12 protein-coding genes are annotated in these 14,707 nt (G+C 59.2%); 6 read left to right on the top strand and 6 right to left on the bottom strand.

Going from position 1 to position 14,707, the window contains the following annotated elements; translation table 11 throughout:
* The first annotated feature begins 122 nt into the window (after positions 1–122).
* Positions 123–2,447 (top strand): hybrid sensor histidine kinase/response regulator, encoded by a 2,325-nt coding sequence (locus tag GIR22_RS23375; protein ID WP_154745658.1) that lies wholly within the window; start codon positions 123–125, stop codon positions 2,445–2,447.
* Here the strand turns inward: GIR22_RS23375 and GIR22_RS23370 are convergent.
* The 3 genes from GIR22_RS23370 to msrB all read right to left on the bottom strand — a co-directional run bounded on the left by GIR22_RS23370 (position 2,431) and on the right by msrB (position 5,070).
* Positions 2,431–2,892, bottom strand: a complete 462-nt coding sequence (locus GIR22_RS23370) for a MarR family winged helix-turn-helix transcriptional regulator (protein WP_154745638.1) — start codon at positions 2,890–2,892, stop codon at positions 2,431–2,433. The two genes, GIR22_RS23375 and GIR22_RS23370, sit on opposite strands and share 17 nt — an antisense overlap.
* Complete coding sequence (locus GIR22_RS23365; RefSeq protein WP_154745637.1) at positions 2,889–3,374, bottom strand: glutathione peroxidase; 486 nt, start codon at positions 3,372–3,374, stop codon at positions 2,889–2,891. Before GIR22_RS23365 ends, GIR22_RS23370 begins: the two co-directional genes overlap by 4 nt.
* Before the next feature lie 1,303 nt (positions 3,375–4,677).
* A complete protein-coding gene (gene msrB / locus GIR22_RS23360) occupies positions 4,678–5,070 on the bottom strand; it encodes a peptide-methionine (R)-S-oxide reductase MsrB (RefSeq protein WP_154745636.1) in 393 nt (130 codons plus the stop codon).
* A 213-nt stretch (positions 5,071–5,283) separates the two neighbouring features.
* Between msrB and GIR22_RS23355 the strand changes: the two genes are divergently transcribed.
* Together GIR22_RS23355 and htpX are read left to right on the top strand one after the other, a co-directional pair.
* Positions 5,284–6,495, top strand: coding sequence for a pyridoxal phosphate-dependent aminotransferase (locus tag GIR22_RS23355; protein ID WP_154745635.1), 1,212 nt, complete (start codon positions 5,284–5,286; stop codon positions 6,493–6,495).
* A gap of 314 nt (positions 6,496–6,809) precedes the next feature.
* On the top strand, positions 6,810–7,697 hold the full coding sequence (htpX, locus tag GIR22_RS23350; RefSeq protein WP_154745634.1) for a protease HtpX: 888 nt from the start codon (positions 6,810–6,812) through the stop codon (positions 7,695–7,697).
* 57 nt (positions 7,698–7,754) lie between these two features.
* On the opposite strand, the gene GIR22_RS23345 is transcribed toward htpX, so the two are convergent.
* Positions 7,755–8,411, bottom strand: coding sequence for a thiopurine S-methyltransferase (locus GIR22_RS23345; protein WP_154745633.1), 657 nt, complete (start codon positions 8,409–8,411; stop codon positions 7,755–7,757).
* A 103-nt stretch (positions 8,412–8,514) separates the two neighbouring features.
* On the opposite strand from GIR22_RS23345, the gene GIR22_RS23340 reads away from it, so the two are divergent.
* Complete coding sequence (locus GIR22_RS23340; protein ID WP_154745632.1) at positions 8,515–9,282, top strand: DODA-type extradiol aromatic ring-opening family dioxygenase; 768 nt, start codon at positions 8,515–8,517, stop codon at positions 9,280–9,282.
* 68 nt (positions 9,283–9,350) lie between these two features.
* Here the strand turns inward: GIR22_RS23340 and GIR22_RS23335 are convergent, their stop codons facing one another.
* Complete coding sequence (locus GIR22_RS23335; RefSeq protein ID WP_154745631.1) at positions 9,351–11,024, bottom strand: DEAD/DEAH box helicase; 1,674 nt, start codon at positions 11,022–11,024, stop codon at positions 9,351–9,353.
* 424 nt (positions 11,025–11,448) lie between these two features.
* On the opposite strand from GIR22_RS23335, the gene GIR22_RS23330 reads away from it, so the two are divergent.
* Positions 11,449–12,240: a crotonase/enoyl-CoA hydratase family protein gene (locus GIR22_RS23330; protein WP_154745630.1), complete on the top strand. Its 792-nt coding sequence runs from the start codon at positions 11,449–11,451 to the stop codon at positions 12,238–12,240.
* 10 nt (positions 12,241–12,250) lie between these two features.
* Here the strand turns inward: GIR22_RS23330 and GIR22_RS23325 are convergent, their stop codons facing one another.
* On the bottom strand, positions 12,251–13,006 hold the full coding sequence (locus tag GIR22_RS23325; protein ID WP_154745629.1) for a spermidine synthase: 756 nt from the start codon (positions 13,004–13,006) through the stop codon (positions 12,251–12,253).
* 133 nt (positions 13,007–13,139) lie between these two features.
* On the opposite strand from GIR22_RS23325, the gene GIR22_RS23320 reads away from it, so the two are divergent.
* Positions 13,140–14,486, top strand: a complete 1,347-nt coding sequence (locus tag GIR22_RS23320) for a class II 3-deoxy-7-phosphoheptulonate synthase (RefSeq protein ID WP_154745628.1) — start codon at positions 13,140–13,142, stop codon at positions 14,484–14,486.
* Positions 14,487–14,707: the final 221 nt, after the last annotated feature.

The following is a 14,707-nucleotide window of genomic DNA, read 5'->3' as shown; positions in this document are numbered from 1 at the left end:
TTGAGGCAGACCGTATAGGGCTGCCCCCCGAATAAATCGATTCATGCCAGGCAAAGCGTGGGCTAGCGGACATTCAGCTATGCTTGCCTGGCGAAGGAAAACGCAAAGTGGTTCAGCACCCGATGGATATCAAGTTCGCCCACCGCTTGTCTTATAAACAAGCCAGACTGACTGTGCTGGTTGGTTTCGTCTTGGGAACCTTGCTCAGTCTGATCCAAATCGGCATCGATTATGCCAGCGAAGACGCTTCCATCAACCGGGAAATACACTCACTGATCGAAATCAGTCATAACCCGGCATCGCGCATCGCCTACAACATCGACGCCGAGTTGGCTCAAGAGCTGACACGGGGGCTGTTGCATTCCCCCGCTATAACCCATGCACAACTGATCGACAATAACGGCACCGTGCTGGCTGACGTTGACCGACCGCGCAAGGAAGGCAGCTACCGCCCCATCAGCGACTTCCTGTTCGGCGCCAACCGTCAGTTCGAAGACCGACTGTATCTCGCTCACATGCCCACCGAATCTCTCGGGGTGCTGCGCCTTAATGTCGACACCTACGTTTTCGGCAGCCGTTTCCTGCACCGTGCCGAGATCACCCTGCTCAGCGGCTTTACCCGCAGCCTGCTCCTGACCGCAATCCTGCTGGGACTGTTCTACGTCATGCTCACCCAGCCGCTGGTACGCATCATCCGCGAACTGAGCACACGCAACCCCCGCGGGGTGCCGCAGACCCGCCTGGACTGCCCGGCAGGACACGAGCTTGACGAAATCGGCGTACTGGTAAACGTCGCCAATCAGCAGTTTGAAAACATGGAGATCGAAATCCAGCAGCGCCAGAATGCTGAAGACCGCCTGACCGAATACCTGGGGCAACTTGAAGATATCGTTTGTGCCCGCACCAACGAACTCAAGAACATCAATCAACGGTTGAGCCACTCCAACGAGGAACTGGAAGCAGCGAAGATGACGGCGTTGGGCATGGCCCAGGCGCGCGCTGCGTTCCTGGCCAACATGAGTCACGAAATCCGTACGCCCCTCAATGGCCTGCTGGGAATGATTGCCCTGTCTCTGGACAGCCCACTGAATGCCGAGCAACGCCAGCAACTGGCGATTGCCCATGACTCCGGCAAAGTACTGGTGGAACTGTTGAACGATATTCTCGATCTATCGAAGTTCGATGCCGGACAGCTGGAGCTGGAGAGCATCCCGTTCGACCTGGGCGCGCTGGTGGAAGACACGGCCAATCTGTTGTCACAAAACGCCGCACCCAGCGTCGAGTTGACCTGCCTGATCGATCCTCGGTTTCCCGCCCAGGTGCTCGGTGATCCGACCCGGGTACGGCAGATCGTCAGCAACTTACTGTCCAACGCCTTGAAGTTCACTCGCTTTGGCCGAGTCGATGTGCGCCTTTGCGCACACCAGGGAGGCGTCAGGATCGAGGTCTGCGACACCGGGATCGGCATCGCCCAGGACGCTCAAGTGAAGATATTCCAACCCTTCACCCAGGCCGGCGCGGGCATCACCCGTCAGTTTGGCGGTACCGGGCTGGGGCTGGCGCTGACTCACAACCTTTGCGAGGCCATGTGCGGTCGCCTCAGCATCAGTTCGGAAGTCGGCTTCGGCAGCCAGTTCAGCGTCGACCTGCCGCTGCCCATTCATACCCCGATCGTACGCTTGAAGCCCTTGGCCGGCGACGTGGCGGCCATTACCAACGCCAGCAGCGGCCTGGGGGAGTTGCTCAGCAACTTGCTGCCAAGCTGGGGCCTGGTGCCACGCTGCTACACCATCGACGATGACCTGAGCGTGCTGAATCCCGACCTGCTGATCACCGACTGCCCGGAATGTCTGTTCCGCCTGCGCCCAGGCATCAGCGCGCCTATCCTGCTGGTCACCGCCTATGGCAACTTCATGCCCAGCGAAGAAGTGGCGGCCCTGGCGCCTTTACAGCAGCAGGCACGACCGTTGAGCCGCAATGCGCTATACCAGATTCTGCAACGCAACTTGCGTCCTGACATAGAACCGGTCCTCGATCGGGTCCAACTGGAAACCGGCCCTACCGCCCACCGCGCGCGCATCCTCCTGGTGGAGGACAATCCAGTCAATCAACTGGTGGCCAAAGGCATGCTCAGCAAGCTTGGTTGCCTGGTCATCGTCGCAGCCCATGGTGGCGAAGCACTCAAGCAGCTGGAAGAGCAAAGCTTCGATATGGTGTTGATGGACTGCAACATGCCGGTCATGGATGGCTATGAGGCAAGTCGACAGATTCGCAGCAGCGCAAGCTGGCCGCAGTTGCCGATCGTCGCACTGACTGCCAACGCCCTCTCCGAGGAACGGGAACGTTGCCGGGCGGCCGGGATGAACGATTACCTGGCCAAACCCTTTCGCCGGGAAGAACTCAAAGCCTTGCTGGACCTGTGGGTGCCCATCACGACCCGTCTTTGATCTGCTTGAGCAGTTGATCCAGGCCCTGGCGCAAGGCATCTGCCTGGCTCAGGTCGACCCCGGAGTCACACAACAGGCGAGCCTTGAGCGGCCAGACCTGATCGCGCAGGCGCCTACCCGCCTCGGAGAGGCTCAGGTGCACTTCCCGCTCGTCCCGTGAGCTGCGCTGGCGCCTGATCAGGGCCAACTGCTCAAGACGCTTGAGCAGCGGCGTCAGCGTACCGGAGTCCAGCAACAAACGCTTGCCAAGGGCCTTGACCGTCGGTTGTATCGGTGCGACGTCTTCCCACTCCCACAACACCAGCATCGCCAGGTACTGCGGATAGGTCAGGCCCAACTGGTCAAGCATCGGCTTATAGGCCCGCGTCACCGCTCGCGACGCTGCGTATAACTTGAAGCACAACTGGCTATCGAGGGCCAGCGACTCGGTAGACAACTCAGTCATTTGAGCAGTGCTTCAATCTCTTGCGTCAGGTTCTCAGGCTTGGTAGTGGGGGCAAAACGCTTGACCACCTGACCCTCGCGCCCGATCAGAAACTTGGTGAAGTTCCACTTGATACCCTTGGAGCCCAGCAACCCCGGCGCTTGCTTTTTAAGCTGCACGAACAAAGGATGAGCCTGCGCACCGTTGACATCAATCTTCTTGAAAAGCGGAAAACTGACACCGTAGTTCAATTCGCAAAACTCGGAGATGGCGCCCTCGTTACCCGGCTCCTGCTTGCCGAACTGGTTGCAGGGAAAGCCCAGCACCACCAGGCCTTGGTCCTTGTACTGCTGCCAGAGCTGCTCCAGCCCCTTGTACTGCGGGGTGAAGCCGCATTTGCTGGCCGTGTTGACCACAAGGATCGCCTTGCCAGAAAAGTCGGCCAAGGTCTTTTGCTCACCCTTGATGGTGGCACAAGGAATGCTCAGCAGGTTGTCACTCATGACGGCGCCTCGGGGGGGGAAGATGATAAGAACATAGTGGGCAATTCAATTGCGCGCAATTTAATTATCAGGACTTATAACCGCCCATAACCTGCCACTGTCGAGGCACGAGGCTGCGATAAGGGCCGCAGGACCTTCGGCAATTTCAAAACCCAAACGACTGCTGCGCAGCCGATCGCAGGCTGCGCCAGCGGCTACAGGGGATCGGTGATCGACAGTCCCCTGTAGCCGCTGTCGAGGCACGAGGCTGCGATAAGGGCCGCAGGACCTTCAACAATTTCAAGGCCCAGGCGACTGCTACGCAGCCGATCGCAGGCTGCGCCAGCGGCTACAGGTGACCAGTGATCGACGGGCTTCTGTAGCCGCTGTCGAGGTACGAGGCTGCGATAAGGGCCGCAGGACCTTCGGCAATCTCAAAACCCAAACGACTGCTGCGCAGCCGATCGCAGGCTGCGCCAGCGGCTACAGGTGATCGGTGATCGACGGTCCTTGTAGCCGCTGTCGAGGCACGAGGCTGCGATAAGGGCCGCAGGACCTTCGGCAATTTCAAGGCCCCAGGCGACTGCTGCGCAGCCGATCGCAGGCTGCGCCAGCGGCTACAGGTGATCGGTGATCGGCGGTCCCCTGTAGCCGCTGTCGAGGCACGAGGCTGCGATAAGGGCCGCAGGACCTTCGGCAATCTCAAAACCCAGACGACTGCTGCGCAGCCGATCGCAGGCTGCGCCAGCGGCTACAGGGGATCGGTGATCGGCGGTCCCCTGTAGCCGCTGTCGAGGTACGAGGCTGCGATAAGGGCCGCAGGACCTTCGGCAATCTCAAAACCCAAACGACTGCTGCGCAGCCGATCGCAGGCTGCGCCAGCGGCTACAGGTGACCAGTGATCGACGGTCCTTGTAGCCGCTGTCGAGGCACGAGGCTGCGATAAGGGCCGAAGGACCTTCAGCAATCTCAAGGCCCAGGCGACTGCTGCGCAGCCGATCGCAGGCTGCGCCAGCGGCTACAAGTGATCGGTGATCGACGGTCCTTGTAGCCGCTGTCGAGGTACGAGGCTGCGATAAAGGCCGAAGGACCTTCAGCAATCTCAAGGCCCCAGGCGACTGCTGCGCAGCCGATCGCAGGCTGCGCCAGCGGCTACAGGATCAGTGATCGACGGTCCTTGTAGCCGCTGTCGAGGTACGAGGCTGCGATAAGGGCCGCAGGACCTTCAGCAATCTCAAGGCCCAGGCGACTGCTGCGCAGCCGATCGCAGGCTGCGCCAGCGGCTACAGGTGATCGTTGCCCGCCCCTCGGTCGAGGCTATAACCTAGCGTGGAACCAGATCCAGGCACACCGAGTTGATGCAGTACCGCAAACCAGTGGGTGGCGGGCCATCAGGAAATACATGACCCAGATGCGCATCGCACTTGGCACACACGACTTCAGTGCGAATCATGCCGTGGCTAACGTCACGGATTTGCGTCATGGCGTTTTCAGCAATCGGCGCGTAGAAGCTTGGCCAACCGCAACCAGAGTCAAACTTGGCGGTTGAATCGAACAACGGCTCGTTGCAGCAAATACAGTGATAAACCCCATCTGTCTTGGTGCCATTGTACTTGCCCGAAAATGGTCGTTCGGTGCCTTTAAGGCGACAAACGTTGTACTGCTCCGGGTCCAGCATCGCTCGCCACTCCTGGAGCGTTCTCTCCAACTTGTCCATCGATACACCTCGGCAATTGAAAAAGCCTGATCTGTGTCTTTTCCACGGATCAGGGGGCACGTATGATTGCGCCTCGTCAAAACGTCAGTCTGGCACCCGCGTTACCGGCGTTCAAACGTATTTATGGGTGCAATACACACAGCCAACGCGAGCTCCCGGTATGGTAGTAGTGCGCACACCGTCTGGATCGTTCATTTTCAGGATCACATCGCCATGCAGGTCAGCAAATCGAACAAGCTCGCCAACGTCTGTTACGACATTCGCGGCCCAGTGCTCAAGCACGCCAAACGCCTGGAAGAGGAAGGCCATAACATCCTCAAGCTCAATATCGGCAACCCGGCACCCTTTGGTTTCGAAGCGCCTGATGAAATTCTCCAGGATGTGATTCGCAACCTGCCCACTGCCCAGGGCTATAGCGACTCCAAAGGTCTGTTCAGCGCCCGCAAGGCGGTCATGCAGTACTACCAGCAAAAACAGGTCGAAGGTGTCGGCATTGAAGACATCTACCTGGGCAACGGTGTTTCCGAACTGATCGTCATGTCCATGCAGGCCCTGCTCAATAATGGCGACGAAGTACTGGTGCCGGCACCCGATTACCCGCTTTGGACCGCCGCCGTGACCCTGGCAGGTGGCCACCCAGTGCACTACCTGTGTGATGAGCAGGCCAACTGGTTTCCGGACCTGGCTGATATCAAGGCCAAAATAACCCCGAATACCAAGGCACTGATAATTATCAACCCGAATAACCCCACCGGCGCCGTGTATTCCAGGGAAGTCCTGCTGGGCATGCTGGAACTGGCCCGCCAGCACAACCTGGTGGTGTTCTCCGACGAGATCTACGACAAGATCCTTTACGATGATGCTGTCCACATTTGCACAGCATCCCTGGCACCGGACCTGTTGTGCCTGACGTTCAACGGCCTGTCCAAATCCTATCGGGTAGCGGGTTTCCGCTCCGGATGGGTCGCTATTTCCGGCCCCAAGCACAATGCCCAGAGCTACATCGAAGGCATCGACATGCTGGCCAACATGCGTTTGTGCGCCAACGTGCCGAGCCAGCATGCCATCCAGACCGCCCTCGGCGGCTATCAAAGCATCAATGACTTGGTGTTACCTCCAGGCCGGCTGCTGGAGCAGCGCAACCGTACCTGGGAGCTGCTCAATGACATTCCCGGCGTCACTTGCGTCAAGCCCATGGGCGCGCTGTATGCCTTCCCACGAATCGACCCGAAAGTCTGCCCGATCCACAACGATGAGAAATTCGTACTCGACCTGCTGCTATCGGAAAAGCTGCTGGTGGTCCAGGGCACTGCATTCAACTGGCCGTGGCCCGATCACTTTCGCGTGGTGACTTTGCCCAGAGTGGATGACCTGGACATGGCCATAGGTCGCATCGGCAACTTCCTGAAGTCCTATCGCCAGTAATAGCCTTTTCGCTGTACGGCGCCCCCACAGCCGTACAGCGATTATCTGGCAACACTTCTCCTCCTTACGCGATCATAAACACCTTCGGTGCTCACCAATTCCAACCTTGAGGGCTCGCCACCCAATAATTACAGGGTGGCGAGGCAATCGGACAGGCATGACAACCAACATCCAACGTCGGAATATCCCTTCAAGGCTTTACATTCATGCTGTAGGACACAGTTTGAAATAGTCGCTCGGTTGAATAGCCTCGTGCCGCACCTTATATACCCCGCAGTAAGCGACATATTAAGCATGAGGAGAACTCTACAACCATGATGCGCATCCTGCTGTTCTTGGCCACTAACCTGGCGGTCGTGCTGATTGCCAGCATCACCCTGAGCCTTTTCGGCTTCAACGGGTTCATGGCGGCCAACGGGGTTGATCTGAACCTCAATCAGCTGCTGGTTTTCTGTGCGGTCTTTGGTTTCGCCGGTTCTATTTTCTCGCTGTTCATCTCCAAGTGGATGGCGAAGATGAGCACCAGCACCCAGATCATCACTCAGCCACGTACCCGGCATGAGCAATGGTTGCTGCAAACCGTCGAGCAGTTGTCCCGCGAAGCCGGAATCAAGATGCCCGAGGTCGGGATCTTCCCGGCTTATGAAGCCAACGCCTTTGCAACGGGCTGGAACAAGAACGATGCTCTTGTTGCCGTCAGCCAGGGCTTGCTGGAGCGTTTCTCGCCCGATGAAGTGAAGGCCGTGCTGGCCCACGAGATCGGTCACGTGGCCAACGGTGACATGGTCACCCTTGCCTTGGTCCAGGGCGTGGTGAACACCTTCGTGATGTTCTTTGCACGGATCATCGGTAATTTCGTCGACAAGGTGATTTTCAAGAACGAAGGAGGCCAAGGTATCGCCTATTACGTGGCGACCATCTTCGCCGAACTGGTACTGGGCTTCCTCGCCAGCTCGATCGTGATGTGGTTCTCGCGCAAACGGGAATTCCGGGCCGATGAAGCCGGTGCCCGCCTGGCCGGCACCAACGCGATGATCGGTGCCCTACAGCGCCTGCGCTCCGAACAGGGCTTGCCGGTGCACATGCCCGACACCCTGAACGCCTTTGGCATCAACGGTGGCGTCAAGCAAGGCCTGGCTCGCATGTTCATGAGCCACCCGCCACTGGAAGAGCGGATCGACGCGCTACGCCGTCGGGGCTGATCCCCAGCAGCGATACCAAAAGGGGCGATTGAATCGCCCCTTTTTTGTGGTTGGGTTTCAGCCCTTGGTCAATCGATAAACCCGTTCCACCAACTGCGTTACACCGTCCTGCACAAACTTCCAACTCTCTCCCAGAATGTCCCGCTCCTGCAGTACAGCCATTTCCCAGCCCTCGCCATAGAGCAAGCGTACTTCTTCGCCAGTCACGGCAAACGGTGGGCCAGCCTTCTGTACCTGATCATAATCAAGGGTAATCAATATCCCTTGGCAGCCTCGAACCAGGATCCTGCCCAGGTGCACGGCATACTGCTCCCGCATCAAGGGTGGCAAGGCAATCAACGCCGCACGGTCGTAGAGCGCAGTGCAATCAGCCACCACCGAGGCATCAAGGGCGAAGAAATCACCGCACCATAGCTCAATAGACCCAACCTGATAGACCTTGAATACACCTCGTTCGCTAACCTGCGGTGTCATCCCCTGCTCGCTGAAGAACTCTTCAATGGCCTTTTCCGACAGTTCGACCCCCAGGACCCGATACCCCTGACTGGCCAGCCACACCAGGTCCAGACTTTTTCCGCACAACGGCACCAACACTTGAGCGCCATGCGCCAGACCCAGCCCGGACCAGTGTCGCGGCAGGTAAGGATTAACCTGGGGCAGATGAAAACCGATCTGATTACGCGCCCAGCGTTCATGCCAAAACCCATGGTCCATGATTCACTCCAAAAAATTCGATCAAACAGTGCTAAAACTTATATTAGATTTAGATCAATGATCTGGCTGAAGATGGATCCATCTTACCCTTCAGGACCCTGCCATGCTTCCCAGCCTGTTTATCTCTCACGGTTCGCCCATGCTTGCATTGCAACCAGGTGCCAGCGGCCCGGCCCTTAAGCGCCTGGCTGCCGAGATACCGCGCCCCAAGGCCATTGTGGTGGTATCGGCGCACTGGGAAAGCCAGGAACTGCTGGTGAGCGGCAACCCGACCCCAGAAACCTGGCACGACTTCGGTGGTTTTCCACGGGAACTGTTTGCCGTGCAATACCCTGCCCCCGGCCAACCACAACTGGCAGCACAGATCGTCGAGCTTCTTAAGGCGGCCGACTTGAACGCGCAGATTGATAACCAACGCCCGTTCGACCATGGCACCTGGGTGCCGCTGTCACTGATGTATCCAGGCGCCGATATCCCGACGGTGCAAGTGTCGATGCCCAGCCACATGGGCCCGGCACTACAAACCCGAGTCGGGCAGGCACTCGCCAGCCTGCGCGAGCAAGGCGTACTGCTGATCGGCTCAGGCAGCATCACCCACAACCTGGGTGACCTGGACTGGCGTGCAGGCCCGGAAAGTATCGAGCCCTGGGCACGGGAGTTTCGGGACTGGATCGTCGACAAACTCGCCAACCAGGATGAAGCCGCGTTGCACGACTACCGCCGCCAGGCGCCCCATGCCGTGCGCAGTCACCCCAGTGATGAACATCTGCTGCCTCTGTACTTCGCGCGAGGTGCAGGCGGAGCATTCAGTGTGGCCCATCAAGGCTTTACCATGGGTACGCTGGGCATGGACATTTACAGGTTTGGTTAATCCCAGGCAAAAAAATCCCCGAACCAGTCGGGGATTTTTTATCTTCGATCAATCAGCCCGAGAGCGGATCAATCTTCGCGATAGCGACGCAGCTTGAGCTGCTTACCGGCAACGCGAGTGTCTTTCAGCTTGGTCAGCAGTTTCTCCAGACCATCTTCCGGCAGCTCCACCAGGGAGAAGCTGTCACGCACCTGGATGCGACCGATGGCTTCACGTGCCAGGCCACCCTCATTGAGGATAGCGCCCAGCAGGTTCTTGGCGGCGATACCGTCACGCGCGCCCAGCGCGGTGCGGCAGCGAGCACGACCTTCGGCCAATGGAACCGGAGCGCGACGCTCACGATCACCACGGTCCGGACGGTCACCGGAACGCTCTGGACGATCACCGCGCGGAGCGTTGTTCGGCACCAGTGGACGTTCTTTCTCAATCGCTGCCAGGGTCAATGCCTGACCGTTGGTAGCCTTGCGCAGCAGGGCTGCAGCCAGGGCACGCGGGGTGCAACCGATATCGGCGGTCAGGCGGTCCAGCAGATCACCGTGGGTCGACTCAGCGTCAGCCACCAGCGGCGACAGGCTGTTGGTCAGCTTCTTGATGCGAGCATCGAGAACGGCCTGGGCATCCGGCAGGCGGACTTCGGCAACTTTCTGACCGGTTACACGCTCAATCACTTGCAGCATGCGGCGCTCACGTGGAGTCACCAACAGCAGTGCACGACCTTCGCGACCGGCACGGCCAGTACGGCCGATACGGTGAACGTAGGATTCCGGATCGTATGGCATGTCAACGTTGAACACGTGAGTGATGCGCGGAACGTCCAGGCCACGAGCAGCAACGTCGGTCGCCACAACTATGTCCAGACGGCCATCCTTGAGGGACTCGATCACGCGCTCACGTTGGTTCTGGGCAATGTCACCATTCAGCGCAGCGGCTTTGTAGCCTTTGGCTTCCAGAGCACTGGCCAGGTCCAGGGTCGCTTGCTTGGTGCGCACGAACATGATCAGGGCGTCGAAGTCTTCGACTTCCAGCAGGCTCAATACAGCCGAGGTCTTCTGGTCAGCGTGAACCAACAGGTGAGCCTGTTCGATCGCGGTAACCGTCTGGGTCTTGGTCTGGATCTTCACGTGTTGCGGATCGCGCAGATGGCGTTCGGCAATGGCACGGATCGACTGTGGCAAGGTGGCCGAGAACAGTACGGTCTGACGGGTTGGCGGCAGGGCCTTGAAGATGACTTCCAAGTCATCCATGAAACCCAGCTTGAGCATTTCGTCAGCTTCGTCGAGAACCAGGTGGTTCACGGTCGACAGAACTTTTTCGTCACGACGCAGGTGGTCGCACAGACGGCCCGGAGTGGCAACAACGATCTGTGCGCCATTCCGGATTGCTTTCAGTTGTGGGCCCATAGGCGCACCGCCGTAAACGGCCACAACGGTAACGCCCGGCATTTGCTTGGCATAGGTTTCGAAAGCGGTTGCTACTTGCAGCGCCAACTCACGGGTTGGCGCCAGGATCAGGGCTTGCGGCTCGCGCTTGGCAGGATCGATGCAATGCAGGATTGGCAGGGCGAACGCGGCGGTTTTACCGGTACCGGTTTGCGCTTGGCCAATCATGTCTTGGCCGGCCATGATGATCGGGATCGATTGCTGCTGAATAGCCGAAGGCTCTTCGTAGCCAGTCGCGATGACGGCTGCAAGAATATTCGGGTTAAGATTAAAAGCGGCGAAGCCGCCGGTTTCCTGGGTCATGGGTCTGCCTCTAAGTGCATCCGCAAAGACCCATGCTCCAAAGCTGCGCATGCCGTGTTGAGACTCAAGAGTCGCCCTGGCTGCTTTGTCGGCGGGGATTTGCGAAAACGAATGAATGGAAAAGATTCGTCAAGGAAGAGTCCGCTGTGCGAACGAGCAGCCGAAGCTGGCTTCGGGGAATTGCACTACCTAAACGCGGCCCGGTTAAAGGCCGGCGCGCACTATACCGGAAATAGCTGAAAAAGGGAGCTTTTTTTATCGGAATCCCCCAATAAACGGCTCTATACCACAGGCTTTGCACATCATCGCACCAGCGTCTATTTTTCTAAGGCCCGGCCCTGTTGATCATGACGCTTAAACGGTTCACCTTTCGCAGCGGGCCCGTCGGTCCGAACGCCCCCCTTTGCGCCCGAGGACACACCCCATGAATCAAGCCAGCAACAGTCGCGTCAGCCGTGAACAACAAGGTCATGTCCTGTTGCTGGGGCTGAACCGGGCGACCAAGCGCAACGCCTTTGACCTGGAACTGCTTAACGAACTGAGCCTGGCCTATGGGGAATTTGATCGTAATGATGACGCGCGGGTGGCTATTGTCTTTGGCCACGGCGATCACTTTACCGCCGGCCTGGACCTGGCAAACGTTAGCCAGGCGATGGCCCAGGGCTGGCAACCACCATTGGGAGGCTGTGACCCCTGGGGCGTGTTTGCCGGGCCACGGGTCAGTAAACCGGTGATCGTTGCGGCTCAGGGGTACTGCCTGACCGTCGGCATCGAGCTGATGCTGGCAGCCGACATCAACCTGTGCGCCAGCAACACTCGCTTCGCCCAGATGGAAGTACAGCGCGGGTTCTTCCCTTTCGGCGGCGCGACCCTGCGCTTTCATCAAATCGCCGGCTGGGGCAATGCCATGCGCTGGCTGCTCACCGGCGACGAGTTCGATGCTCACGAGGCCCTGCGCCTGGGCCTGGTGCAAGAAGTAATGGCCAGCGAAGACCTGCTGCCTCGCGCACTGGAATTGGCCAATCGCATTGCCCGACAGGCACCGCTGGGCGTGCAGGCGACCTTGATGTCGGCGCGCCAGGCCCGCATCGAAGGTGAGACGGCCGCCGCCGCCGGGCTGCCCGCGCAGGTGGAGAAACTGCTTAACAGCGAGGATGCCAAGGAGGGGGTCCGGGCCATGCTTGAAAAACGGCCCGGGGTATTCAAGGGGCTGTGAAGCCACCCCTTCAGGTCGCAGGCCGAACGGCCTTGATCAACGATTGCAGCGAATAGCCCAATTGCGGTGCCAGGCTCTCTGCCCGGGCAGACAACGCCGTCAGGTCCAACCCCTGATCCAGGTCGGCCGGCACCAGCAGGATCACATTGCCCTCCTTCACTGGCAATTCCCAATAATGCCGGTGATACAGCCCGCGCAACAAGGCGGCGCCCAACGGCTTGCCATCGTCGGTCGCCCACTGATTGATCACCAGCCAGCCGCCGGGATTGAGCTTCTTCTGGCAGTTCTCCAGGAAATTCCAGGCCAGGTGACCGACACCCGGTCCGACATCGGTATAGAGGTCGACGAAAATCAAATCCGCCGGTTCTGCGGTTTCCAGCAACTGCAGGGCATCACCAATGCGGATATACAAGCGCGGATCGTCATCCAGCCCCAGGAACTCGATGGCCAGGCGCGGCACATCGGGGCGCAACTCGATGGCTTCGACATCTTCCAGGGGCAGGAACTTGAGGCAGGCCTGGGTCAGGGTGCCGGCGCCCAGCCCGAGAAACAACGCACTTTCCGGTCGTTCATGGCACAACGCGCCAATCAACATGGCCCGGGTGTAGTCGTACTCCAGCCAGCTCGGATCGGCAGTAAACACACAGCTCTGCTCGATGGCGTCGCCAAACTCAAGGAAACGGTAATCGGCCACTTCCAACACACGGATCATGCCGAAGTCATCATGGACCTCGGCCAGCAGGCGCTCGACACGCTCCTCAGTCATTGCTTCTCCTAACACCCATTCAGCCGCCTGGTCCCAAGCGGGAAAGGCGGGATTGTCCGCGAACCGACCGCAGCAGGTCACGCACTAATTGCTGATAACATGGCCCTCCGACTATAAATCACTTGAGTTCATGATGAGCCAACCCTGGAGCCCCGATAGCTGGCGCGCCCTGCCGATCCAGCAGCAACCCCAGTACCCTGACGCTGCCCACTTGTTGCAGGTCGAACAAACCCTGGCCAGTTATCCGCCCCTGGTATTCGCCGGGGAAGCCCGTGAGTTGCGCCGTCAGTTTGCCGAAGTCAGCAGCGGTCGCGCCTTCCTGCTGCAAGGCGGTGATTGTGCGGAAAGCTTTGCCGAGTTTTCTGCGTCCAAAATCCGTGACACCTTCAAGGTGCTGCTGCAGATGGCCGTCGTCATGACCTTCGCTGCCGGCTGCCCGGTGGTCAAAGTCGGGCGCATGGCAGGTCAATTTGCCAAACCGCGTTCGGCCAACGATGAAATCATCGACGGCGTGACCCTGCCGGCCTACCGGGGCGACATCGTCAATGGCATCGGTTTCGACGAAAAAAGCCGGGTGCCGGATCCTGACCGACTGCTGCAGTCCTACCACCAGTCCACCGCCACCCTGAACCTGCTGCGAGCCTTTGCTCAAGGCGGCTTTGCCGACCTGCACCAGGTACACAAGTGGAACCTGGACTTTATCGCCAACTCCGCCCTGGCCGAGAAGTACAGCCAACTGGCCGACCGCATTGATGAAAGCCTGGCCTTCATGCGCGCCTGCGGCATGGACAGCTTGCCGCAACTGCGCGAGACCAACTTCTTTACCGCCCACGAGGCCCTGCTGCTCAACTATGAGCAAGCGTTCGTACGTCGCGACAGCCTGACCAATGACTATTACGACTGCTCGGCCCACATGCTGTGGATCGGGGATCGCACCCGCCAATTGGACGGTGCCCACGTCGAATTCCTGCGCGGGGTGAACAACCCGATCGGCGTCAAGGTCGGCCCGAGCATGAAGCCTGAAGACCTGATTCGCCTGATCGATATCCTCAACCCGGATAACGACCCGGGCCGCCTCAACCTGATCGCACGCATGGGTGCCAACACGGTTGGCGATCACCTGCCCAACCTGATCCGTGCGGTACAGCGCGAAGGCAAGCAGGTGCTGTGGAGTTGCGATCCGATGCATGGCAACACCATCAAGGCCAGCAGCGGTTACAAGACCCGGGACTTCGCACAGATCCTTAGCGAGGTGAAGGAGTTCTTCCAGGTGCATGAAGCCGAGGGGACTTACGCCGGCGGGATTCATATCGAGATGACCGGACAGAACGTGACCGAGTGCATCGGAGGTGCGCGGCCGATTACCGAGGATGGTTTGTCGGACCGGTATCACACCCATTGCGACCCGCGGATGAATGCCGATCAGTCGCTGGAGTTGGCGTTTTTGATTGCCGAGACGTTGAAGCAGGTGAAGCGTTAGGGGGCGTTGGGTGGGGGCATATCCGTTGCTGCGGTCAGGGCGGCTTATGGTTTCGCTTTTACAGCGACTCACTTTGGAAAAGCCCCAAAGTAAGCAAAGGGCTCTTGCCCCACCACTTGGTGCCTCGCCTAGGCTCGGCATACCCGAACGCAGGCATTACTCCGTGGGCCGCCGCGACGGGCCATCCATGGCCCAACACGGGTAAACCGGCGTCCTGCCGG

This window comes from Pseudomonas karstica (genome assembly GCF_009707515.1).
Lineage (GTDB): Bacteria > Pseudomonadota > Gammaproteobacteria > Pseudomonadales > Pseudomonadaceae > Aquipseudomonas > Aquipseudomonas karstica.
This window is presented reverse-complemented; position numbering and strand designations above follow the sequence as displayed.

Excerpts from the sequence above, each read along its gene's own strand:
- GIR22_RS23375 (WP_154745658.1), top strand. The coding sequence starts at position 123 with ATGGATATCAAGTTCGCCCACCGCTTGTCTTATAAACAAGCCAGACTG.
- GIR22_RS23370 (WP_154745638.1), bottom strand. The coding sequence starts at position 2,892 with ATGACTGAGTTGTCTACCGAGTCGCTGGCCCTCGATAGCCAGTTGTGC.
- GIR22_RS23365 (WP_154745637.1), bottom strand. The coding sequence starts at position 3,374 with ATGAGTGACAACCTGCTGAGCATTCCTTGTGCCACCATCAAGGGTGAG.
- msrB (WP_154745636.1), bottom strand. The coding sequence starts at position 5,070 with ATGGACAAGTTGGAGAGAACGCTCCAGGAGTGGCGAGCGATGCTGGAC.
- GIR22_RS23355 (WP_154745635.1), top strand. The coding sequence starts at position 5,284 with ATGCAGGTCAGCAAATCGAACAAGCTCGCCAACGTCTGTTACGACATT.
- htpX (WP_154745634.1), top strand. The coding sequence starts at position 6,810 with ATGATGCGCATCCTGCTGTTCTTGGCCACTAACCTGGCGGTCGTGCTG.
- GIR22_RS23345 (WP_154745633.1), bottom strand. The coding sequence starts at position 8,411 with ATGGACCATGGGTTTTGGCATGAACGCTGGGCGCGTAATCAGATCGGT.
- GIR22_RS23340 (WP_154745632.1), top strand. The coding sequence starts at position 8,515 with ATGCTTCCCAGCCTGTTTATCTCTCACGGTTCGCCCATGCTTGCATTG.
- GIR22_RS23335 (WP_154745631.1), bottom strand. The coding sequence starts at position 11,024 with ATGACCCAGGAAACCGGCGGCTTCGCCGCTTTTAATCTTAACCCGAAT.
- GIR22_RS23330 (WP_154745630.1), top strand. The coding sequence starts at position 11,449 with ATGAATCAAGCCAGCAACAGTCGCGTCAGCCGTGAACAACAAGGTCAT.
- GIR22_RS23325 (WP_154745629.1), bottom strand. The coding sequence starts at position 13,006 with ATGACTGAGGAGCGTGTCGAGCGCCTGCTGGCCGAGGTCCATGATGAC.
- GIR22_RS23320 (WP_154745628.1), top strand. The coding sequence starts at position 13,140 with ATGAGCCAACCCTGGAGCCCCGATAGCTGGCGCGCCCTGCCGATCCAG.